The sequence below is a fragment of the Aureibaculum flavum genome (assembly GCF_016406085.1).
Lineage (GTDB): Bacteria > Bacteroidota > Bacteroidia > Flavobacteriales > Flavobacteriaceae > Aureibaculum > Aureibaculum flavum.
In genome coordinates this window covers 363,963-390,175 of the sequence record NZ_JAEHFJ010000002.1, presented here as the reverse complement: position 1 = coordinate 390,175, position 26,213 = coordinate 363,963, and the positions used below count along the sequence as shown (strand labels likewise).

The 26,213-nt window shown below is 32.7% G+C and carries 13 protein-coding genes; all 13 read left to right on the top strand.

The window, feature by feature from the left end; genetic code table 11:
* Positions 1-9 precede the first annotated feature (9 nt).
* The 13 genes from JBL43_RS04995 (at position 10) to JBL43_RS04935 (ending at position 26,212) form a co-directional block, all read left to right on the top strand.
* Positions 10-954: a family 16 glycosylhydrolase gene (locus JBL43_RS04995; protein ID WP_198840367.1), complete on the top strand. Its 945-nt coding sequence runs from the start codon at positions 10-12 to the stop codon at positions 952-954.
* A 28-nt stretch (positions 955-982) separates the two neighbouring features.
* On the top strand, positions 983-2,458 hold the full coding sequence (locus tag JBL43_RS04990) for a sulfatase-like hydrolase/transferase (RefSeq protein WP_198840366.1): 1,476 nt from the start codon (positions 983-985) through the stop codon (positions 2,456-2,458).
* 154 nt (positions 2,459-2,612) lie between these two features.
* Positions 2,613-3,776, top strand: coding sequence for a mandelate racemase/muconate lactonizing enzyme family protein (locus JBL43_RS04985; protein WP_198840365.1), 1,164 nt, complete (start codon positions 2,613-2,615; stop codon positions 3,774-3,776).
* Positions 3,777-3,788: 12 nt separating this feature from the next.
* Entirely contained in the window at positions 3,789-5,243 is a 1,455-nt protein-coding gene (locus JBL43_RS04980; protein ID WP_198840364.1) for an aldehyde dehydrogenase family protein, read from the top strand.
* Between the two features lie 2 nt (positions 5,244-5,245).
* A complete protein-coding gene (locus JBL43_RS04975) occupies positions 5,246-6,010 on the top strand; it encodes an HpcH/HpaI aldolase family protein (RefSeq protein ID WP_198840363.1) in 765 nt (254 codons plus the stop codon).
* 642 nt (positions 6,011-6,652) lie between these two features.
* Positions 6,653-9,295, top strand: coding sequence for a glycoside hydrolase family 3 protein (locus tag JBL43_RS04970; RefSeq protein ID WP_198840362.1), 2,643 nt, complete (start codon positions 6,653-6,655; stop codon positions 9,293-9,295).
* A gap of 25 nt (positions 9,296-9,320) precedes the next feature.
* On the top strand, positions 9,321-11,357 hold the full coding sequence (locus tag JBL43_RS04965) for a transketolase family protein (protein WP_117881665.1): 2,037 nt from the start codon (positions 9,321-9,323) through the stop codon (positions 11,355-11,357).
* Between the two features lie 11 nt (positions 11,358-11,368).
* On the top strand, positions 11,369-12,022 hold the full coding sequence (gene fsa, locus JBL43_RS04960; RefSeq protein WP_198840361.1) for a fructose-6-phosphate aldolase: 654 nt from the start codon (positions 11,369-11,371) through the stop codon (positions 12,020-12,022).
* 59 nt (positions 12,023-12,081) lie between these two features.
* The gene (locus tag JBL43_RS04955; RefSeq protein WP_198840360.1) at positions 12,082-13,242 is read left to right on the top strand and encodes an aldose epimerase family protein; all 1,161 of its coding nucleotides are present in this window, start codon (positions 12,082-12,084) and stop codon (positions 13,240-13,242) included.
* A 200-nt stretch (positions 13,243-13,442) separates the two neighbouring features.
* Complete coding sequence (locus tag JBL43_RS04950; protein WP_233098691.1) at positions 13,443-17,642, top strand: hybrid sensor histidine kinase/response regulator transcription factor; 4,200 nt, start codon at positions 13,443-13,445, stop codon at positions 17,640-17,642.
* 472 nt (positions 17,643-18,114) lie between these two features.
* Positions 18,115-21,123 (top strand): SusC/RagA family TonB-linked outer membrane protein, encoded by a 3,009-nt coding sequence (locus tag JBL43_RS04945; RefSeq protein WP_198840359.1) that lies wholly within the window; start codon positions 18,115-18,117, stop codon positions 21,121-21,123.
* Positions 21,124-21,141: 18 nt separating this feature from the next.
* A complete protein-coding gene (locus JBL43_RS04940; RefSeq protein WP_198840358.1) occupies positions 21,142-22,617 on the top strand; it encodes a RagB/SusD family nutrient uptake outer membrane protein in 1,476 nt (491 codons plus the stop codon).
* A 301-nt stretch (positions 22,618-22,918) separates the two neighbouring features.
* Positions 22,919-26,212: a VCBS repeat-containing protein gene (locus tag JBL43_RS04935; RefSeq protein WP_198840357.1), complete on the top strand. Its 3,294-nt coding sequence runs from the start codon at positions 22,919-22,921 to the stop codon at positions 26,210-26,212.
* Position 26,213 lies beyond the last annotated feature (1 nt).

Here is a 26,213-nt window from a genome sequence, read left to right as displayed (position 1 = left end):
ACACTAGAAATGAAAAGCACAACTATTACGGTTTTTATTCTGGTACTGTTTTTTGTTTCATGCCAAAAAAGTGAGCATCAGAATAAGATTGATACGGTGGAAATAAATAAGTTTGAACCCGCTTCTGATCTATCTAATAATGGAAATTGGAAATTCATAGAAGCATTAAGTGATGAGTTTGATGCTGTCCAATTAGATGAATCAAAATGGTTAATTCAGGGAAGAAATGGAGTCTTTCAATCTAATTTTAAAGGGAGAGCTCCCTCTCAGTTTTCAACAGAAAATGTAAAATTAGAAGATGGGAAATTGAAGTTAGAAACCAGATGGCAACCCAATTATAATTTTAATCCTAAAGTTGATAAAGATGGAGATCCATATGAGTATATTACTACTGCAGCGGTAATTACAAAAAAGGAACTGCTGTATGGGTATATTGAAGTAAAAAGCAAAGCCGCTGATGCCGAAGTTACAAGTTCGTTTTGGGCAACAGGAAATGGTTCTGAATTCGATTTTTTCGAAATGTTTGGAGATCATAAACAAGCAGAAAAAGAAGCCAACGGAAAAGAACGAGAATTGTGGTGGTCTATTCATGATTGGTCTTCTGCAGGTGGAGGTAAAACTACGTATACAGAATATCACGATTTAGGATTTAGAGTAGCTGATGATTTTCATGTTTATGGATATGAATGGAGTGAAGAAGGGGTTGCAATTTATATTGATGGCAAGTTGTTTCGTAATGTTTCAAAAGAAACAATAAATGCCCATGACGATGTAAAAAATAATAATGGAGGTAATGGACCTGAGGATAATTTTGTGATTACAAAACCGGTAAAAATCTGGTTTGATCAAGAAACATTTCCATGGCATGGCGTTCCAGATTCAAAGGAAGAAGTTGGAGAAGATGGTGCTGTTGATTTTGAAATTGAGTATATAAGAGTTTGGCAAAAAAAGTAATACGGAAAATAATAACAAACATATGATTATGAAAAAATTTATATTAATTATAATTGGGGTTGCTACATTCATAGGTGGCTGTTCTCAGCCAAAATCAAAAGAAATAGCGAAAGTTGATAAGCAAGATAAAATTGTAGAAAGACCTAATATTTTAGTGATACTTTGTGATGATCTTGGGTATTCGGATGTTGGTTTTAATGGAGCAAAAGACATTAAGACTCCGGCATTAGACAAATTAGCTAAAGACGGAACCATTTTTTCTTCAGCTTATGTTGCACATCCATTTTGTGGACCGAGTAGAACTAGTTTAATGACTGGGCGATATTCTCATAAAATTGGGGCCCAATTTAACTTACCACCTAATAGTGAAACCATTGGAAAGGGTGTTGATTTGAATGAAACATTTATAAGTAAGGTTTTACAAGAATCTGGTTATGAAACGGGAGTTATGGGTAAATGGCATCTCGGTTCAACGCCTCAATATCATCCTAATAATCGTGGCTTTGATGATTTTTACGGATTCCTTGGTGGTGGACATAAATATTTTCCAGAGGAGTATTTAGCTACATATGAAAAACAAAAAAAGCAAGGTGTAAAAGTTATTTTTGAATATTTAGTGCCTTTAGAACATAATGGTAAAGAGGTGCGTGAAACTGAATATCTAACAGATGCACTATCTCATGAAGCAATTCGGTTTGTGAAGGATGCGTCAAAAAAAGAAAAGCCATTTTTCTTGTATCTTTCTTATAATGCACCACATGTTCCTTTAGAAGCAAAGAAGGAAGATTTAGAAAAATTTGCGGCTATTAAAGATGAAAAACGCAGAACCTATGCTGCTATGGTCTATGCTGTTGATCGCGGTGTAAATGAAATTGAAGAGGCCTTAAAGGCAACGGGACAGTTTGAGAATACGCTAATTGTTTTCTTAAGTGATAATGGAGGTAAAACAACTCAAGGAGCTACCAATTATCCTTTAAGTAAAGGTAAAGGCAGTACTCAAGAGGGTGGTTATAGAGTGCCTATGTTTTTTCATTGGCCAAATAAAGTGCCAGCTGGAAAACGTTTTGACTATCCCGTATCTGCTTTAGATTTTTATCCAACTTTTGCAGGACTTGCAAATGCTAAAATTCCTGAAGGAAAAAAGCTAGATGGAAAAGATATTTGGAATGACTTTTTAGCTGGAAAAAATGCACACAAAGATGAGAATATTTATGTTTTACGTCATCGTGAAGGGTATACCGATGTTGGTGCAAGGCATAATCAATGGAAAGCATTAAAAGTTGAACAGAAACCTTGGCAATTATTTAATATAGATGAAGATTTAGCTGAAAAAAATGACCTAAGTGATAGTCATCCTGACATCTTAAAGGAACTCGTGTTAAAGACGGAAGAATGGAGTAAAACACATATGCAACCAAAATGGTTTCACGATGAAAAAACAGGCATAGAATGGAGAAAAGATAGTATGCCTCATTTTGATAAAACCTTTAGTCTAATACCTTAATTCATTGATTTTTTAAGATGATAAAAGGGGTAATATATGATTAGTTTAAGATAAAATTGTGAATATTAACGAGGAAGAAATGGTTAATTTTATTTCTTAAAATTAAAGGTTAATTGTTTGCTTCATTAAGGCTGCATTAATAAAGATTATAATTATGACAATTGAAAAAATAGAAGCATTTGTCCTTAAAGACACACTATCAAAAAGTTTTTTCTTTTCGCAATGGGAATATTCCGAACGGTGTATATGTATTGTTAAAGTAACAGCATCTAATGGCCAGTATGGTTGGGGCGAAGCTTATGGTCCTGCAACAATGGTAGAAGCTGGTATTAAACTTTTAAAACCCACCGTTATTGGTGAAAACCCGTTAGAAAACGAAGTCATTTGGAACAAAATGTACCGAAAGACCTTAGATTTTTCTAGACGTGGTGTTTACATGGCCTCTTTAAGTGCAATTGATATTGCTATTTGGGATTTAAAAGGTAAAATTTTAAATCTTCCTGTTTCAACTTTATTAGGTGGAGCTCATAGAAAAAAAATACAACCCTATGCAACAGGTTTATATTTTACAAATCATAACGATTTTTCGGATGGTTTTGTTGAAGAAGCTAAACTTTATGTTTCTCAAGGATATAAAGCTATAAAAATGAAAGTTGGTCTTGGTATTAAACAAGATGTAGCTAATGTTAAATTAATTAGAGAAACTATAGGGCCAGATATACAACTTATGGTCGATTCTAATCATGCCTATACGTTTAGAGAAGCCGTTGAACTTTCAATAAAAATAGAAAAATATGATATCGCTTGGTTTGAAGAGCCAATTTCACCTGAGTTTTATGAACAGTATAACGAGTTAAGACAACGAACAAGTATTCCTATAGCTGGTGGCGAATGTGAATATTTAAGATTTGGCTTTAATGAGTTAATCAAAAATAAATCAGTAGACATTCTTCAACCAGATATTTGTGCAAGTGGAGGTTTAACTGAAGCAAAAAGGATAGCTGCTTTAGCAAGTACAAATGGTATTGATTTAATACCTCACACATGGGGTACTTCAATTGGCTTGCATGTAGCTTTGCATTTTATAGCCAATATAGAATCTATTCCTGGAAGAATGTATCAACCCGATTTTTTGATGGAATTTGATCAAACAGAAAATGGTTTAAGAGACAATTTATCGTTTCCAAAATTAAAGATGAAAGATGGTATGTTAGAGGTTCCTAATAGGCCAGGATTAGGTATTGATATAGATGAGGAGGTTTTACGTAAGTATACAATCTGTGAAACATCTAAACAAGATGTAATTGAAAAATATTAAAATAAAAAACGAATGAAAACTCAAAATTTCGGGTATAAAAAATTATACATTGACGGTCAATTAGTTGATGCGGTTAGTGGGGAAAGAGAAGATGTTATTTGCCCTGCAACAGGAGAAGTAATTGCTCAGGTAGCTAAAGCGGGAAAAGCAGATGCCGAAAAAGCATTGATATCTTCACAAAAAGGTTTTAAATTTTGGTCTAAACTTTCATTAGAAGAAAGAACAGTATGGATGCTTAAATTGCGTGATGCGATTTTAGAAAAAGAAGACGAGTTAAGAAATGCCATGGTGCATGAAATGGGAAAAACCTATGCAGGTTCTGAAGAAGATATTTTAAGACTAACAGAAGCATTAGAATGGTATCCTAATGCAATGAAAAATATGAGGGAAGAACAGATTCCTGATTATGAAGGAACACATACGCATAAAATGATTTCTAAACCAGCAGGAGTGGCCTTAGCTTATTTAGCATGGAACTTTCCGTTATTAAATGTTGGTTATAAAATAGGGCCAGCATTAGCTTCTGGTTGTTCTTTAATCATAAAACCGTCCACATTAGCACCATTATCAGCCTATATGGTTGGTGAAATTTTACATAGTATCAATTTTCCGGCAGGAGTTGTTACTATTTTAGCAGGTTCTAGTAGAGAAGTTGCAACACCAATGACTACAAGTAAAATACCAGCAGTAATTACGATGATTGGCTCTACACAAACGGGTCAAAGAATAATTGCAGATAGTACAACTTCAATCAAAAAATTAGGAATGGAATTAGGAGGAAATGCTCCTTTTATTGTTTTTGAGGATGCAGATTTAGATTTAGCTCTAGACCTTGCAATTGGATTGAAATTTGGTAATACAGGTCAAATTTGTGTGGCTGCAAATAGAATTTTTGTTCACAAAAGTATCTATGATAAGTTTTTAAAAGCGTATGTAAAAAGAGCTTCAGAATTAAAAATAGGTTTTGGTATTAAAGAAAATCAAGATGTTTTTATGGGCCCCTTAGCATCTAGAGATGCTAGAGATAGAATGTTTGAATTAATAGAAGATGCTGTAAGTAAAGGTGCTACATTAGAATATGGTGGTAAGATACCTGAAGAATTACCTGAAGGAGGAAACTGGTTTCAACCAACAATAGTTTCAGGCACTACAACAGAGATGAAATTGTTTAGAGAAGAAATTTTTGGACCAGTAGCAGGTGTAATGCCTTTTGATACTGATGATGAAGTTTTAGAATTAGCAAATGATACAGAATTTGGTTTAGCTTCTTACATTTTTACAAATAATAACAAGAGAATTGAAAGATTTACAGAAGATCTAGAATTTGGAGAAATTCAAATTAATGGTGTAAAATATGCTATTTATTTACCACATGGTGGATTTAAAAATAGTGGTCTTGGACATGACTGTTCTCATCTCGCTTTAGAAGATTATTTAGTTAAAAAACGTGTAACTTCAGCATTATAATTATGAGTAAAAATGTATTACAAAATAGTTTAAAGGAGGGTAAAACGGTATTTGGTCCTTTTTGTAAAATTCAAGATCCTGCAATTGTAGAAATCGCTGCATTAAGTGGTTTTGACTTTGTAATTATTGATATGGAACATGGTCCTTTCAGTATTGAATCGCTTCAGAATATGATTAGAGCTGCTGAAGCTAGAGGAATTACTCCAGTTGTGCGGGTTACAGAAAATTCTGAGACACTAATTCTTAGAACCTTAGATGTTGGTGCTAAGTGCATTCAAATACCTCAAATATGTAAAAAAGCTGATGCTGAAAAGGTAGTAAGGGCTACTAAGTTTTATCCTAAGGGAGAAAGAGGGATGTGTCGTTATGTAAGAGCAGCAGAATATACAAACATTAGTGCTCCAGATCATTTTGGAAAAGCAAATGATGATATTACTACCATTATTCATATTGAAGGAATGGAAGGTATTAACAACTTAGAGGAAATTGCACAAGTAGATGGGATTGATGTGATCTTCTTGGGGCCTTATGACTTATCTCAGTCTTGTGGAGTTCCTGGTCAGGTTAACGACCCTAAAGTAGTTAATGCCATGAAAAGTGCTGTAGAAATAGCTAAAAAGTATGGCAAGTTTATTGGAACATTTACTGAGTCTCCAGAAAAAGCAAAGATGTGGAAAGATATTGGAGTACAATATATTTCTTATTCGGTAGATGTTGGTTTAGTAATGAATACTTTTAAAGAAATAACAAGTCAGCTGAGGAGCTAAAATTACTTGATTCATAAACGTAGAGGAACTTAGTAAATTTAAAACTCAACTACTTCAGTGGGTAGGCTTATATGTTTTATCCACAGTGAACTTTACAATCCTAATGATTTTTATTTGGATTGTAAAATGGGCTGAAATATTTTTAAATAGAAGTTGTTATAAGTGGTCAGTCATGGTTATTGGTGTCATGTCTAAAACATAATTTATCCTTTTTTAAATTACTACAACTTAGAATTTCTTAAAGCTTAAGTTTATAATGAATTTAACTTCATTTCGCATACCTTATTTTGGGGTTGATTTGAAGATTAAACGGACACTTCAAAATAAAAACGTTTTCAAAAGATTACCATAACTTTCCTTAATCAAATTTCTTCAACTGCGTTTTTTAATCATTATTTAGGGTGCTAAATTATTTATAAATTTAGCACTTTTGTGTATTTTGAAATACCACAATTGTTATAAATTTAATTGTAAATTAATTAGACGCATCATTTGTCTTATAGGTTGATTGATTTGTGATAAGTATTAGATAAACCTAGGTGTAAATTTGTACCAGAAACCAAAGGTGAATTCAAAATTGAAACGGAAAAGCTTTGGAGCTATTATCAAAAAAATCTAACTATTTAATTTATCACAACGTTTATGAAACTCATTTCACATTTTAAAAAACCAAGTATAGCATTAGTTATAATGTTCTTTTTTGGAGTGTTAAATTCCTTCAGTCAAAGCCAATTTAAATTTCAAAATACATCGCTTTCGAATGAAGAGCGTGTGGCTGATTTAATTTCTCAAATGACCTTAAAAGAAAAGGTGTCTCAAATGAGATATGATGCTCCAGCAATATCTCGTTTGGGCATACCTACCTACAATTGGTGGAACGAATGCCTTCACGGTGTTGCTAGAGCCGGTGAAGCTACTGTTTTTCCTCAGGCAATCGGTATGGGTGCTACTTGGAATCCGGATTTGATGTTTAAGGTAGGTTCAGCAATATCTGATGAAGCAAGAGCAAAGCATCATAGTTTTGCAAATAGTAATAGAAGAGGTATTTATCAGGGATTAACATTTTGGTCACCTAACATCAATATATTTAGAGATCCTAGATGGGGTAGAGGTCAAGAAACATATGGTGAAGATCCTTTTTTAACGAGTCAAATGGCAGTTAATTTTATTAAGGCATTACAAGGAGATGATCCAAAATATTTAAAAGTTATAGCAACAGCAAAACATTTTGCGGTACATAGTGGTCCTGAAAAGTCAAGACATGAGGATAATTATCACACCTCTAATCGTGATTTACGTCAAACCTATTTACCTGCATTTGAGGCGGCGGTTAATGACGCCAAAGTACATTCTGTAATGTGTGCATATAATCGTTATAATGATGAAGCCTGTTGTGGTAGTAATCTATTATTAACAGATATATTACGTAACGAGTGGAAGTTTGACGGATATGTAGTTTCTGACTGTTGGGCAATTAGTGATTTTTGGGAGCCAAACAAACATGAGCTTGTTGACACTCCAGAAGAAGCTGCTGCATTGGCGGTTGATAGAGGTACAGATTTAAATTGCGGTAGTGTTTTTGATCCAAACTTAACGGAAGCGGTTTTAAAAGATATCATTAAAGAAGATAAAATAGACTTAGCGTTATCGAGATTGTTTATGGCTCGTTTTAAATTAGGAATGTTTGATGGAGATGAAAATGTAAAATGGGCAAAAATACCTTATAGTGTCGTGTGTAGTCCAGAGCATTATGCATTATCTGAAAAAGCAGCAAGAGAGGCAATGGTATTGTTAAAAAATGAGAATAATATTTTACCCTTAAATAAAAATATCAAATCCATTGCTGTTATTGGCCCAAATGCAGATTTTGAACAAGTTCTATTAGGTAATTACCACGGAACTCCACATAATAAAATAACACCTTTAAAAGCAATAACAAGCAAGTTGCCAAATGCAAAAGTGTATTATTCTCAAGGAAGTGAAATTGCTGCGGGTTGGCCATTATTGACTGCAATTCCATCAGCTAATCTTAAAAATGGAGAAGTAAATGGTTTAAATGGTGAGTATTATCAAAATGAAAATTTTGATGGGAAACCAGTATTTAGTAGAAATGATGTTATGGTAGATTTTAGCTGGTTAATAAAAAAGCCCATAAAAGAATTGAAAAGTGATAATTTTTCAGTCAAGTGGACAGGGGAGTTAATTCCAGAAGAAACAGGTAAATATAGAATTGGTCTTAAAGCGAGAACTGGAGGTAAAGTTTACTTTAATGATTCATTAAGAATTGATTTTACTGATGAACACGAACCTAAAACGGGGTATTTTGATGCGGATTTGGAAAAAGGAAAAGCATATACTGTAAAAATTGAATATACGAACCATCATACAGATTCGCAAGTACATTTATTGTGGGCTAAAACAGATAAGGATTTATTAAAGCCTGCAATTGAAGTCGCTAAAAAAGCAGAAGTTATTATACTTTGTTTAGGCTTGTCTCCTGAAATTGAAGGCGAAGAAATGCCGGTCGTTTTAGAGGGTTTTGATAAAGGAGATCGCTCTGAAATTACATTACCAAAGTCGCAAATTAAACTAATGAAAGAAATTCAAGCATTGGGTAAACCAACTATTTTGGTTTTAATGAATGGAAGTGCCTTGGCAATAAATTGGGCAGGTGAAAATATTCCAGCAATTTTAGAAGCATGGTATCCCGGAGAGTTTGGTGGTAATGCAATTGCTGATGTATTATTTGGAGATTATAACCCTGCAGGAAGACTACCAGTTACCTTTTATAAGTCCGTTGATGATCTGCCAGATTTTAAATCTTATGACATGGAAAATAGAACTTATAAATTTTTTAAAGGAAAATCTCTTTTTCCTTTTGGTCATGGATTAAGTTATACTAACTTTACATATCGAAATTTTGCTGTGCCAAGTGGCGTAAAAACTGGGGAACAAATACCAGTATCAGTGGAAGTTACTAATGCAGGAGCGTTAAATGGAGATGAAGTAGTGCAATTATATGTGTCGTTAGATGAGAGTAACGAAAAAACTCCAATTAGATCACTAGTTGGTTTTAAGCGGATTCAGTTAAAGGCTGGTGAAACAAAAATTGTAAAATTTAATATTTCTTCAGAGAAATATGCCTATATAAAAGAAAATGGAGAAGCAGAAATTAGAAAAGGAATGGTTACCGTCTCAATTGGAGGTAAACAGCCTTCTTTTAATGGAATTGCAGATGCATCATCGACTCAGGTAATAACAAAAAAAATAAAGATAACGAACTAAACGATGTTAATTTAAGAATAGAAACATGAATAAACAAATTGATCAACAAGCAGCTGATAATATACGTGCATTAGCAGTAGCAATGGTAGAAAAGGCAAATTCGGGACACCCAGGTGGTCCAATGGGTGGAGCAGATTTTATGCATATCTTATATTCAGAATTTTTTAAGTATGATCCAACAGATATGACATGGCCGTTTAGAGATCGTTTTTTTATGGATGCAGGCCATTTATCAACATTAATGTATGCTCAGTATTATCTTTTAGGTAATTATAAGAAAGATGATGTTGCCAATTTTAGACAATGGGGTTCAATAACTCCTGGTCATCCAGAAGTTGATGTAAAAAGAGGAATAGAGAATACTTCTGGGCCATTAGGTCAAGGACATACTATGGGTGTTGGAGCAGCTATTGCAACTAAATTCTTAGAAGCTCGATTTGGAGATTGGATGAATTATAAAACGTATGGTTTTATTTCTGATGGTGGTGTTCAAGAAGAGATTTCGCAAGGAGCAGGTAGAATTGCAGGACATCTAGGCCTAAGTAATTTTATTATGTTTTATGACTCTAATGATATTCAATTGTCAAGTTCTACAGATGAGGTGACAAGTGAAGACACTGAAATGAAGTATAAAGCTTGGGGATGGAATGTATTGACTATAGATGGTCATAACCATGATGAAATTAGAAAAGCATTAACTGATGCAAATAATGAGACAGAAAGACCTACTTTAATTATTGGTAAAACCATAATGGGTAAAGGTTGTGTTGCCGCTGATGGAAGTATGTTTGAAGGCTATTGTGAATTACACGGTCAGCCTATTGGAAATACGGGGGCAGATTACGCAAAAACAATGGTAAATTTAGGGGCAAATACTGAAAGTCCATTTGATATTTTTGCTGATGTAGAGCAATTTTATAAAAACTTGATAGCACAAAAAACTGCTGAAGCGGCGAAAAAGAAATCAGAAATTGCGACTTGGAAAAGTGAAAATGAAGCATTAGCTAAAAAATTAGATTTCTTTTTATCTGGAGAGTTACCAGAATTAGATTTTGAATCTATAGAGCAAAAAGCAGGATTGGCAACGAGAGCAGCTTCTTCTAATGTGTTAGCGTATTTAGCTGAAAATGTGGAAAATATGATTGTGTCATCTGCAGATTTATCAAATAGTGATAAAACGGATGGCTTTTTAAAGAAAACACATGCATTACAAAAAGGAGACTTTAGTGGTTCATTCCTACAGGCAGGTGTTGCGGAGTTAACAATGGCTTGTATTGCAAATGGTATTGCATTACATGGTGGAATTATCCCAGTAGTAGCAACATTCTTTGTGTTTTCAGATTATATGAAACCAGCCATTCGATTGAGTTGTATTCAAGAGTTACCTGTAAAGTATGTGTGGACACATGATGCTTTCCGCGTAGGAGAAGATGGACCTACACATCAGCCAGTTGAGCAAGAAGCTCAATTGCGATTGTTAGAAAAATTAAAAAATCATAGCGGTGATCCAAGTTTTTTAGCCTTAAGACCTGCTGATTCAGCAGAAACAAGCGTAGCATGGAAAATGGCGTTGGAGAATAAAAGTACACCTTCAGGTTTAATACTTTCAAGACAAGGTATTAAAGATTTAGAAGCAATTGGTTCTTCAAGATATAGTGAAGCTTTAGCGTCAGAAAAAGGAGGTTATTTAGTGAAAGAAGTTGAAAATCCAGATGTTGTTTTAATAGCCAACGGATCAGAAGTTGCCACTTTGGTTGCTGCAGCTGAAATTTTAGAGTCTAAAAATGGATTAAAAGTGAGCATTGCTTCAATAATTTCAGAAGGTTTGTTCAGATTACAGTCTAAAGACTATCAAAAAAGTGTAATTCCTAATGATAAGCCATTGTTTGGTTTAACGGCAGGTTTACCTGTAAATCTACAAGGATTAGTTGGAGGTAACGGTAGTGTCTTCGGATTAGATCACTTTGGGTACTCTGCTCCGGCAAATGTGCTTGATGAAAAATTCGGATTTACTGGAGAGAAAGTAAGCAATGAAGTATTAGAATATTTAAAAACCTTATAAAAACAAATTATATGAAATTTTTTATAGACACAGCAAATCTTGACCAGATTAAAGAAGCTCAAGATTTAGGAGTATTAGATGGTGTAACAACAAATCCATCATTAATGGCGAAAGAAGGAATTACTGGAGCTGAAAATATTTTACAACATTACCGTGATATCTGTGAAGCCGTTGAGGGTGATGTATCTGCAGAGGTTATTGCAACAGATTATGATGGAATGGTAAAACAAGGTGAAGAGTTAGCAGCCTTAAATCCTCAAATTGTTGTGAAATTACCAATGATTGCAGCAGGTGTTAAAGCTTGTAAATACTTTTCAGATAAAGGCATTAAAACAAATGTAACATTAGTGTTTTCAGTTGGGCAAGCATTGTTAGCTGCCAAAGCAGGAGCTACTTATGTTTCTCCATTTTTAGGACGTCTAGATGATATTTCAACAGATGGATTGAATTTAATAGAAGAAATTAGACTTGTTTATGATAACTATGGTTTCAAAACTCAAATATTAGCCGCTTCTATTAGAAATACAATGCACGTAATTAACTGTGCAAAAATAGGCTCAGATGTAATGACTGGACCTTTATCATCAATCACGGGATTATTGAAACACCCTCTAACAGATAGTGGATTGGCTCAGTTTTTAGCCGATTACGCTAAAGGTAATTAAGAATTTTTTTTAATGAGTTAGCCGGTGAATCAAATTTCATCGGTTAACTTTTTTATATAATGAAACGTCAGAACAAATTTATTGGTAACTTATTAATTGTAATTTCCGTTTGTTTTTTATTTCAATGTAAAAAGGATATAAAAAGCAGTTTAAATTTAAAGGATGACGCTTTAAAAAATCATGCTATGACTATTAATAAAAGTAAGTATGGAACTACTCCTGATGGAATTTCTATAGACTGTTTTACCTTAAAAAATAAAAATGGTGTTGAGGTTGAAATAATAAATTATGGAGGAATAATAAAATCTATTAAAGTGCCTAATAAAAAAGGTGTAATAGAGAATGTTGTTTTAGGTTACGATTCGTTACCCCAATATATAAATGGTGATTCTTATTTGGGAGCCACTATTGGGCGTTTTGGAAACCGTATTGCAAATGGTAAATTTACCTTAGATGGAAAAGAATATACCTTAGCTTTAAACAATGCTCCAAATAGTTTGCATGGTGGCGATAAAGGCTTTGATAATGTAGTTTGGAACGCCACTACTAAATCAGATAAAAATTCTGTTTCTTTGGTTTTAAACTATCTAAGTAAAGACATGGAAGAGGGATTTCCAGGAAATGTAAATACAACCGTAACATTTACCTTAAATTCTGATAATGCTTTAGATATCTTATATGAGGCGACTACAGATAAAAAAACAATAATTAATTTAACAAATCACTCCTATTTTAATTTATCGGGTAATTTTAAAAATGATATTTTAGATCATAAATTACAAATACTAGGAGATAAAATGTTGGCAGTTAATAAAAATTTGATTCCAATAGGAGAACCTGTGGTGGTAAGTGGAACACCTTTTGATTTTAGAACATTTAAAACAATTGGCGATGATATTGAAGCTGAAAACGAACAAATGAAGTTTGGTTCTGGCTATGATCATAACTGGGTTTTGAATAATCAAAATGAGGGTACGCGATTAATTGCAAAGGCATATCATGAAGAAAGTGGAAGAGTTCTTGAGGTTTTTTCAGATGAACCCGGAGTTCAGTTTTATACAGGTAATTTCCTAAATGGTAACCATGGTAAAAGAACAGGGTTTTGTTTGGAAACACAGCATTATCCAGATTCTCCTAATCAGCCCAATTTTCCATCGGTGGTATTGAATGTTGATGATATTTACACGTCCAATACTACTTATAAATTCTCTGTTAAGTAGCTTATTGTTAATAAGTAACGATTTAGTGATAGTTCATCCTTTTTGCCAAGATAGGTGTGCTTATTATGCCGAATATGTATATGCTTACGAAGAGGTACTTAATATTAGCAATGAAATATTAAGTATTTTTTTTATTTTAGAATCCGCTTATTTTAATACAATAAAAATTTTCAATACGTTTAAAAAATAATTACAGATTTATGCTAAAGGATAGTAACAGTGCAGTTAATAGAGTAAGTTTGAAAAAACTGATGTTATTATTTCTTGCTGTTTGTTGTTTTTTTACAAGTAATCTGTCTGCACAATTGCCAAAATTGGACTACAGTTTTGTCAATATAAAAAATGGTATTTCTAATGTAGCCATTTCTACAATTATTCAAGATCAGTACGGTATTATTTGGATGGGAACTAATGGAACTGGATTGATACGATATGACGGTATTGATCATATTTCGTACAAACATAAATTAAATGATACCAGCTCTATAAGTAATAGTCTCGTTAATTGTGCAAAGGTAGATTCTAAAAATAGAATATGGGTTGGAACAGAAGAGGGACTGAATTTGTACAATCAAGATTTAGACCAATTTAAAAAAATTTCTCTAGGTAACATTAAAAGAACCAATGCTTCCATACGCAGTATTGAGCAAGATAGTTTGGGTAATCTTTATGTTGGAACTTATGGGCAAGGATTATTTAGGTTGAATTTGGAAAGTTTTGAGGTCGAGAAGGTTTCTAATTCAAATTTAAATAATCAATCCGTTATAATTAACATTAATTGTATTCAGTTAGCCGGATCTGGAAGGGTATTTGTAGGTACAAATTTAGGACTTAAAGAAGTTGACATTGAAACAAATTCATTAGTGGATTCGGTAATAAATGATGGTGAGAAGAATGTGCCTATAGATAGTTTTATTGAAACGATGTTAGTAGATAAAGAGAATAACCTTTGGGTGGGTACTTTATCTGAGGGTATTTATAAATTTAGGATTGGTAATGGCCGAAATAAATTAATTGAACCTAAACATTATACAATATCGGATAAGATGATTATGTCAATGGTTCAATTGGAAGATGAAACACTTATGATTGGTACCGAGAATGATGGCCTTTTTCATTTGGAGACCTCAGGAAAGGTGATAAAAAATTATTTGATTAACAAACAAGATGAAAAAAGTATCCATTCCAATTCTATATGGTCATTATTTATAGATACAAATAAAAGAATTTGGATGGGGTACTATAATAGTGGTGTTGCCGTAAGCGATAATTTGTATGACAAGTTTAGAAATATAGAGAGCCTTTCACGTAATCCAAATTCGTTAAAAGCAAATTCCGTTATGGGAATTGTAAAAGATAAATCAGAAAGGTTGTGGATTGGTATGGATGGTGGAGGTATTGATATTTATAATCCGAAAACAGATAAATACACACACATTAATAAAGTCGACAATTATCCCTATTCTGGATTAACGAGTGATTATATTGAAACCATATTTATTGATAGTAAAGAGAATATATGGGCAGGAAGTTGGGATAGTGGCATTTTTTTGCTTAAAAAAGGGCATACTAAATTTATCAATTACAATGTAAATAACACCAAAGGTAAGCTAACATCAAATACCATTTTAACCATAAGTGAAGATCCTAACGGTACTATTTGGATAGGAACTTTTTTTAAAGGACTTCACTCTTTTGATCCAGTTAGTAAAGAAATTACGCACTATAAGTCAAAACCTTTTGTTGAAAATGGTATTACTACAAGTGATGTTAGAAAAGTGTTGATTGATACAGAAAGTAACATATGGTTAGGTACTACAAAGGGGTTATTTAGGATAAAAAAACTACCAAATGGCCAGTTTTCAATAGTTTCTATGGAAAAAAGGTTGTCTGCAAAATATGGTAATTATGCCAGTGCTAATCATATTTTATCATTACACTTAGGTACTGATAATATTTTATGGATTGGTACTAGAGGGGCCGGTTTATGTAAATACAATATTAATAATGATGAGCTAGAGTGGTACAATAGACTATCTGGTTTACAAGAGGAAAATGTTGCAGGAATTATTCAAAGTAAAGAAGGAGATTTATGGCTAACAGGTAATGAAGGCATCTCAAAATTAGATAGAAAGAGTAATACTTTTATCAATTATACAGTTAATGATGGTCTACTTTCCAACGATTTTAATTTTAATGCTGCATTACGAGATAAAGAAGGTATTCTGTATTTCGGTAATTACAAAGGGGTAGATTATTTTAATCCGAAAGACATAAAAATTAACAATAGTGTACCTTCATTATATTTAGTAGGGTTTAAATTATTTAATGAATCAGTACTGCCATATCAAAAAAACTCTCCCTTAAAAAAAGTTATTGCAGAAACAGAAAGTATTATATTAGATAATTCACAATCTGTATTTACAATAGAATTTGCCGCTATTAATTATACAAGACCTGAAAAAAATCAGTATGCCTATTACTTGGAAGGTTTAGAAAGTTCTTGGAATTATGTGGGCAATTTACGCAGTGCTACATATACGCATTTAAATCATGGAGAGTATGTTTTTAAATTAAAAGCGGCTAACAATGATGGTATCTGGAATGAAGTACCCTTAAGTTTGTCTATTAAAATATTACCACCTTGGTGGAAAACTACCTGGGCATTTTTAACCTACTTTGCCTTGTTGTTATTGATTATATATTTATTTAACAGCATAATCCAAAATAGAATACGAGAAAAGCGTGTTATTGCTAATGAAAGAGATAAAAGGTTGCAAGAAGAGGACCTGAATGACAAGAAATTTCAATTTTTTACAAATATTTCGCATGAGTTTAGAACGCCGTTAACACTTATTCTAAGTCCGTTAGCCAATCTCCTCAATGATAAAGTCGCAGACCTTTCTGGAAATGTAAAAGACAAATTACAAATTATTGAAAAAAATGCAAAACGATTATCTAGATTGACCAATGAGTTAATGGATTTTAGAAAATTAGAGCAGCATAAATTAAAAATAAAAGCCAATAAAATTAATCTAATTTCATTTTGTGAAGATATAGTGAGTTACTTTAAAGAGGAGGCTACACGGAGAAATATTTATCTGAATGTAGATGCAGATGTTTTAGAGTTAGATTTATGGGCAGATAAAAATATGCTTGAAAAGATTATTTTTAATATTTTATCCAATGCATTTAAAGTAACTCCAGAAGGAGGGGCCATTACCTTAGAAATCTCAATGAGAGATGCCAATGCGGTAGAGCAATTAAATAATAATCTAACTATTAAAGAATATGTAATGATTAGCGTCGCTGATACAGGACCAGGTTTAGAACAAGAGCAATTAACAAAAATATTTGAAAGATTTTATCAAGTAGATAACTTAAATAAAGCATATTATGGAGGAACAGGTATTGGTCTGGAGGTTGTTCAAAGTTTTGTTAGGTTACATCACGGTGTTATAGATGTTGAAAGTGAAATAGGTAGTGGAACAACTTTTAAAGTGTTATTGCCCTTTGGTAAAGAGCATTTAGATAAAAGTGAGCTGGCTATTGTAGGTGAGCCGGAAGTGTTTGTTAGAAATAAGCAACCTTTCTTAAAACAGGGTTCTGAAGAGCATAGTAAAATTGAATTAGAGGATAAAATCATAAAAACGGATACGCTTTTAATTGTTGAGGATAATGTAGAATTAAGAGACTATCTAAGAGGTGAATTAAAGGAGTATTATAAAATAATAGTAGCTAACAATGGTGTTGAGGGTTTAAAGTTGGCTCATGAAAATTTGCCAGATATTATTATTACTGATATTATTATGCCTGAAATGGATGGGTTAGAGTTTTGTAAAAAAATTAAAAGTGATATTAGAACCAGTCATATTCCAATTTTAGTGCTTACCGCGAAGTCTAAATTAGATGATAGAATAGAAAGTGTTGAAATTGGAGCAGATGCCTATATGAAAAAGCCATTTGATATGAGGTTGGTTAAATTAAGATTGGCACAATTAATACATAGTAGGAAATTAATCTTTAATAAATATTTTAGTGAAATCAGCGGAGCAGAAGAAAATAAAAATGCAACATCCATAGATAAAGAATTTATTCAGAAAATTTTGACTTACATTAATGATAATATTAGTGATTCAAATCTCAGTGTCGAAATTCTAGCATCTCAGTTAAATCTCAGTCGCAGTCAGTTATATAGAAAAGTTAAAATGCTTACTGGGCAAACGGTTAATGAATTTATAAGGAATATTAGGCTGCAAAGAGCAAATCAATTGCTAGAAAGCGGCAGTGCCACAATAAGCGAAATTTGCTATCAAGTAGGTTTTGCATCTCCTTCTTATTTTACAAAATGTTTTAAAGCTCACTTCGGAATTTTACCTACCGAGGTTAAGGTTAAATAATAATAGAAGTTGTACAATTAACTTCAGTTGAACAAAAAATGTATATCTACAATTTGTTTCATCCTATCGTAATGTTCGATAATTACTTGTGAAATAAACCTAAAAATTGGAGTAATGAACACTTTTTTTGCGTTGTATAAAATGTAAAATCCGTAAAAAAACAATGAAAATTATGTCAATTGACACAATTTTTGAGACTTTTTTTGAATAATACAAATGATGCATTCAATATGTTAATACGCTATTTTAACCATGTTTAGGGTATTTTGCAACAAATGTATTACGGCATGCATGATTTGTATTATATAATTTATAGTACTACTCTTTATATTTGAACTTTAGTAAAAAGCATACCATTAAGGTCAGGGTAGTACAGGACGCAATTCTCTTATATTATGAATACAATTGTATATGTTTTTTACCAAAAAGAAATATCAAACTAAGAATTTTACTAACTTAAATATAATTAAATATGATGAAGCTTAAAATCGCAATGATCGCTTTGGTGATGATTTGCACACAAAGTGTTCTTGCACAAACTAAAACCGTGAGTGGAACGGTGATAGATAGTGACGGGATGACACTGCCGGGAGTTACAATTCTCGTGGTTGGAACAAGTAATGGTGTAACTACTGATTTTGATGGTAAATATCAAATTGAAGATGTAAGTGCAACAGATCAATTATCATTCAGTTTTATTGGAATGAGTACACAAACAATTACTGTTGGTGACAAAACAACTATTAATGTAACCTTATTAGAATCAGCTGAATCTTTAGACGAGGTTGTTGTTGTAGGTTATGGAACACAAAGTAGAGCCGAGGTTACGGGAGCAATTGCTTCAATTGATTCAGATGAGCTAGCGGCAATTCCGGTTGCAACCGCAGAACAAGCCCTGCAAGGAAGAGCATCTGGTGTAACTGTAATAAACAGTGGTTCTCCTGGAACATCTCCAGTGGTAAGAATTAGAGGTTTGGGTACGGTAGGTAATAATGGTCCATTATATGTTATTGATGGTGTTATTACGGGTAGCTTAGCAGGAATTAGTACCAATGATATTGAATCTGTAAACGTTTTAAAAGATGCTTCCACAACGGCAATTTATGGATCGCAAGGTTCTAATGGTGTAGTTATGGTAACTACTAAAAAAGGAAAATCAGGTAAAGCCAAAATTTCCTTTAATACTTCTGCAGGTATTCAAACGGTAACGCAAAGATATGATGTGTTAAATACACAACAATATTTACAATATGCTTCAGATGCTTTTGGTGTTGTGCCAGCTTCTCCAAGCAGTTCGTCTGGTGTGAATACAAATTGGCAAGATGAAATTTTCCAAGATGGCTTGATTCAAAATTATGATTTAAGCGTTTCTGGTGGAAATGAAAATTCTAATTATAGATTTTCAGCGGGTATTTTAGATCAAGAAGGAACTGTAATTGAAACTGGATTTAAAAGATATTCTTTTAGAGCTAACAGTGATTTTTCTGTTGGTAAGCTGAAAATAGGAGAAACGATGGCGATTTCGTTTAATAGTCAAAATCCAGAACGTCAAGCCGGTGCACGGTCTTTAATTGAGCATGCTATAAAAATGGCACCTTATTTAAGTGTCTATAATGCTGACAATTTAGGTGGTTATCAAGGTCCAAATTCTTCTTTAGATGGTCAAGATTCTGAAAATCCAGTAAGGGTTCAATCTTTAGGAAATTCTTTAAATAAAACGACTGCAATAACAGGTAGTATTTATGGAGAATATGAAATTATTGATGGTCTGAAATTTAGAACTCAAGTAGGATTGGATTATTACACTTATAATAACAATAGCTTTATACCTTCTTATAATGATGATAGTGAAGGTGCTACACATACTCAGACTTTTGCGTTAATTAATAAAAATAGCGGAGTAGGTCAAACGGTAACCTTTACCAATAGTTTAAACTATGAAAAAACCATTGCTGATGTTCATAATTTTGATGTGTTGTTAGTAGCTGAAAAATATGAAAATACTATTGATAATACTGCAGCTGAAAGTAGAAACCCTATTAGTGATGAAGTTGACCAACTATCAAATGAATCTTCTGCATTAAGCAGTAGTTCTTATGAAACCAATAGAATTGGTTATTTAGCTAGAGTTAATTATAATTTTGATGGCAAGTATATTTTTGCAGCTTCTATCCGTAGAGATGCTTCTTCACGTTTTGGTGAAAATAACCGTTGGGGTACTTTTCCATCATTAGCGTTAGGTTGGAATATGGCCAAAGAAGATTTTATGGCTGATACAAAATTCAGTAACTTAAAACTAAGAGGTAGTTGGGGTGTTGTAGGTAACGATAATATTTCTAATTACTTATACAGTTCAACATTAACAAGTGATTTTATTTATCCAATTGGCGGTGCAGCTGCAGTAGGTACAACGGCAAACGGATTAGCAAACCCTGATTTAAAATGGGAGGAAACAACTATGGTTAATATCGGTTTGGATTTTGGATTGTTTAATGAAAAAATCACAGGTTCTATAGAATATTATAAAAATACAAGTGATGATTTATTGATGAGTAGAACAACTCCTGTTTCTTTAGGATTTAATGTAGGAACAATTACTGAAAATGTAGGTTCTGTTGAAACCACTGGTTTTGAATTAAATTTAGGGTATAATCATTATGGTGAAGACTTTAGTTGGTCTGCTAATTTGAACTTAGGAACTAGTACAAATGAAGTTAAATCTTTAGGTGTTTTAGAGGAAATTACTGGAGCTACATTTGAACAAAATGATATTTCTAGAATAACAGTAGGTGAATCGTTATTTTATTTTTACGGTTTAGAGACAGATGGTATTTATCAAACGCAAGCTGAGGTTGATGCTGTATTTACAGCTAATCCGGGACAGACTATAGTACAACCTGGAGATATTCGTTTTGTAGATCATAATGGTGATGGAGATATTACTTCTTCAGATAGAACAATAATTGGTAATCCATACCCAGATGTAACTTACGGTTTAAACTTAAGTGCTGACTATAAAAATTGGGATCTTAATATGTTTATTACTGGAGTAGCAGGTAATGAAATTTTTAATACAAATATTTATGATTTAGAAGGTATGCCGAGATTGTTTAACTCAGGTACTGCTGTATTAGATAGATGGACACCTACCAATGCTTCTAATAGTATTCCTAGAGCTGCAGGTGCACCTCAAAACGTTTCAATTTCAGATCGTTTTGTTGAAAACGGATCTTATACAAGGCTTAAAAACTTATCTATCGGATATACCTTCCCTGAAGATACTTTTGGAAAAGGTTTATTTTCTAATTTTAAAGTTTATGTAAGTGGACAAAATTTAGTAACAATTACTGATTATTCAGGTTTAGATCCAGAGATTGGTAGTTCTACCGTAATTAATAATACAGCTTTTGAAACAGGAATTGATAGAGGTAATTATCCACAGCCAAAAACATTTTTGTTAGGTTTACAAGTAACATTTTAAAAAATAAACATTTAAATTATGAAAAAATATAAAATAATCTTTACAATTTTCACTATGCTATTGCTTGTAAATGCATGTAGTGAAAAAGATTTGGAGTTAACAAATCCAAATCAATTGTCTCCTGAAACATTCTTTAAGAATGCAGCTCAGGTACAGTCAGCGGTGAACGCTGTATATGCCAATGTTCAAACAAGAGGATTGTATGTTCGTCATATGTTTTTTATGATGGATAACATGGCTCACGAAAATGGAGGTAATCCTCAATTGGAATTGGATAAAAAACAATACTTAGATTTTTCTTTTGATTCAAGTCATGGGCCAATAAGAGACTACTGGGAAAGTTGTTTTAGAGGAATCAATAAAGCTAACTTCGTAATAGGTAATGAAGAAGCAATCAATGAAATTCCAGACTCGTTTTTAAGTGCAGCTTCAAAAGCTAAGTTTATTAGTGAAGCTAAGTTTCTTAGAGCATTTTACTACTTCCTTCTAGTAACTAGATATGGAGATGTACCATTAATTACAGTAATCTCTGAAAGTGGTGAAGGATTTCCTAAAAGTTCGGCAGATGCTGTATATGCACAAATTATTACAGATTTACAAGATGCATCTACTTCATTATTAAATAAGGCAGATGAAGAAAAAGGTAGAGCAACTAAAGGAGCGGCAATTGCATTACTAGGTAAAGTGTATTTATATAGAGGTGAGCACGGTTTGGCAATGGCAGAATTTAATAAATTGTCTGGTTATTCTTTAGAACCTAATTTTTTCGACAATTTCAAAGAAGAAACAGAGCACGGGGTTGAATCTATTTTTGAAATTGAATTTGATGACGATTTAGGAGCAGGTGCAAAATGGAATTCAAGTGTTTCTGGTGCAGGTCCAAACGAAGTTACTTTTAGAGGGCAAGAGTATGGTTTTAATGACTGGTTTAATGTATATCCATCTGAAGACTTATTAGATGAGTATGAAGCAGGTGACTCTAGATATGCTGATACTTTCTATTCTGTTGGTGATACTTTTGCAGGTGGTGTAATTACAGCTGCCGATGTAACTGCAGGTGAGCAACGTAGAGCTGTTTGGAAAAAATATCAGAACTATTATAAAGACGCCAATGAAGATCAAGAATCTGGTATCAATATGAAAGTTATAAGATATGCCGATGTGTTATTAATGATGGCTGAATGTGAAAACGAAATAGGTACACAAGCAGATGCAGTGGGTTATATTAATAGAGTAAGATTAAGAGCTGGTTTAACAGGGTTAGCAACAACGCTAACTAAAGACCAAGTTTTTGATGCTATAGTTCATGAGCGTAAAGTAGAATTGGCTGGTGAGCAAGTTCGTTTTAATGATATGATAAGATGGGGCATAGCTTCTACTGAATTGGCTGGAACTAATTTTCAAGCGGGTAAAAGTGAATTATTACCAATTCCAGATGCAGAGATCAGCTCAAATGAAAATATGACTGATGCAGATCAAAACCCTGGTTATTAATATTTAAAATAATATAGTAATTGAGTTAGTTTGAAAACAGCGTATTAAATTTTAATACGCTGTTTTTGTTTATTGTAGTAAAATAAATGCCATGGTGTTACTCTAAAATTCGAATAGTAATTAAATCAATAATTTACGTTGGATTTAAAAAATAGTTATTGATTAAACAACTAATTATAGTTAATCTAAATTACTGTAATATCAGCAAAAAAGGATGCTTTTTTAGCTCATAATAAAGCTACATTAATTATCTTTAATGCAAAATAAATTCAAAAAAAGTATAATATTTATAATTGTTAAAATGATTAATAAAATTAAAATATTCGTAAGTTTCTTTGGTGTCTTGTTATTATTAAATTGTACTGAATCAGAGAAAACAAGCCAAGAAAAAATGTTTACCAGTTTAAGTGAGTCTGATACTGGAATAAACTTTGCCAACAATTTAACAGAGAATGACTCTTTAAACTACTTTTCCTATTCCTATTTGTATATGGGAGGAGGTGTAGCCGCTGGAGATATCAATAATGATGGTCTCATAGATATTTATTTTACAGGTAACCAAGTCTCAAATAAATTATATTTAAACAAGGGGAATTTAGAATTTGAAGATATTACAGAAAAGGCCGGTGTATCTGGAGATGATCGGTGGTACACGGGTGTAACCATGGGAGATATTAATGGAGATGGGTTCTTAGATATCTACTGTTCGGTAGGAGGTAAGTTTAGTCCTAAAAACAATCAATTATTTATCAATAATCAAGACGGTACTTTTACGGAAATGGCTGAAGCCTATAAATTAAATGATATAGGGAATGGTGTACAAGCAACTTTCTTAGATTATGATAGAGATGGAGATTTAGATCTATATGTTGCCAATTATCCTCCAACCAAATTTACTTCACAGACTTTTGTGTATAAGTTCAAAATGGATAATGTAAAAGATGTTGAATCCAATCATTTATACAGAAATGATGGAGATACATTCACTAACGTAACCGAAGCTTCAGGTTTAAAAGCTTTTGGACTTACCTTAAGTGCTACAGTAGGCGATTTAAATAATGATGGCTGGCCAGATTTATATGTTTCGCAAGATTTTAATTCACCAGATTTTATGTATTTGAATCAACAAGATGGTACTTTTAAAGAAGTGGTTAAAGATGCTACCGCCCATACGTCATTTTATGGTATGGGTTCTGATATAGCAGATTTTAATAATGATGGAAATCTTGATATTTTCCAAAACGATATGGATGCTAATAGTAATGCAAGACAGAAAGCGAATATGGCAAGTATGAACCCTGAATTGTTTTGGGATGTGGTTAATGCAGGTTTTCATTATCAATATATGCAAAATTGTCTTCAGGTAAACTCAGGTGTTTTTAACGATGGTGTACCATACTTTTCAAATATATCCAGATTAGCAGGGGTTTCTTCTACAGACTGGAGCTGGGGTCCTTTATTTGCTGATTTTGACAATGACGGATTTAAAGATTTATTCATTTCAAATGGAACAAGAAGAGAAATTAACAATAATGACTACTTTAATAAATTAGATAATATTAAGGTTGAAAATGATACCATGTTAAAACTGAGTTTAGAAATTCCTTCAGAAAAAATAGACAATTTTATGTTTAAGAATACTGGAGATATGAAATTCGAAAGAACCAATAAAGATTGGGGTATAGAATTTAAAGGCTTTTCAAATGGTGTTGTATATGCCGATTTAGATAATGATGGCGATTTAGAAATAGTTACAAATAATATAGATGATAATGCTTCACTATTTAAGAATAATAATGCCAATGCTAATAATTATATTACTGTAAAATTTCAAGATGATTCTAAAAATAAATTGGGAATTGGGAACAGAGTGTATCTGAAAACTGGAGATAATACACAAATGCAAGAACTGACGTTGTCGAGAGGATTTCAATCTTCAGTAGCTCCAGAATTACATTTTGGAATTGGTAAAGTAGAAAAAATTGATGAATTAAAAGTGGTTTGGACAGATGGTAAAGTACAAGTTGTAACGAATCCAACCATCAACGAAACAATAGTTCTAAAGCATAGTGAAGCATCCGAAGAAAAGGTAGAAGTCACAACTATTGATAAATTATTTATGACGGATAATAGTACTCTATTTCCATCTTATAAACATGAAGAGAATATCAATGACGATTTTGAAACCCAAGTACTATTACCACATAAAATGTCAACTTTTGGTCCTGCTCTAGCTGTAGGCGATTTAAACAATGACAACTTAGAAGATTATTACATTGGTGCTTCTAAAGGTAAAAAAGGAGCTATTTTCTTACAAAATGAAAGTGGATTTGAAGAATCGACTCTTGATTTCGATGAGAATAGCGAAGATCTTGGAGCTACAATTTTTGATGCTGATGGAGATGGAGATAATGATTTGTATGTAGTCAGTGGAGGATATGAGTATCAAGCTGATTCAAAAAATCTACAAGACAGATTGTATTTAAATGATGGAAAAGGAAATTTCACCAAAGCAAATGAAGGTGCGTTGCCTAAAATGATTACCAGTGGTTCTAAAGTATATCATGCAGATTTTGATGCTGATGGTAAAGAAGATGTATTGGTTTTAGGGCGTCAAACTCCTGGTAATTATCCGTTACCTGCAAGTAGTTATTTACTGAAGAATAATAGTAAAAATGGAATTGCAAAGTTCGATGTGTTTACTGAAATGATGCCAAAAGAATTTACCGATTTGGGTATGGCCACAAGTGCCGTTATTACAGATTACAATAATGATAAGATGTTAGACATCATCGTTGTTGGAGAATGGATGCCAATTCGTGTATTTAAAAATACCAAAACAGGATTTAGTGATGTTTCTGAAGAGCTTGGGCTCACCGTAGACACCACGGGTTGGTGGTGGAGTATCAATCAAGGTGATTTTGATAATGATGGTGATATGGATTATATCCTAGGTAATAATGGATTAAACTATAAATACAAAGCAAATGAAAATGAAACCTTTGATATTTTTGTTAATGATTTTGACAAAAATAATAAAAGTGATATTGTACTAAGTTATTATAATGGAGGAAAACAATATCCCGTAAGAGGCCGTGGATGCTCTTCACAGCAAATACCATCAATAAAAAAGAAATTCGAAAATTACGAAACATTTTCCGAAGCCACCTTGGTAGACATCTATTCAGAGCAAGCATTAAATGCTTCTTTACATTATCAAGTAAAATCTTTTGCTAGTATTTATCTTGAAAATCAAGGAGACAAATTTGTGATTCACCAACTTCCAGTAGAAGCTCAAGTATCAAGTGTTAATAAAGTTTTAATTGACGATTTTGATAAGGATGGTGCATTAGATGTCTTATTGGCAGGTAATCTTCATATGTCTGAAGTAGAAACACCTCGTAATGATGCAAGTTATGGCTTGTACTTAAAAGGAAACAATAAAGGGGCATTTGAGGCTATTCCAGCCTCTGAAAGTGGCTTTTTTATGCCTGGAGATGTAAAAGATATCCAAACAATTAAAGTGAAAGGTGATAATTACATTATTTCGGTAAAAAATGATGACTATGTACAGTATGTAAAGCAAAATAAGTAAA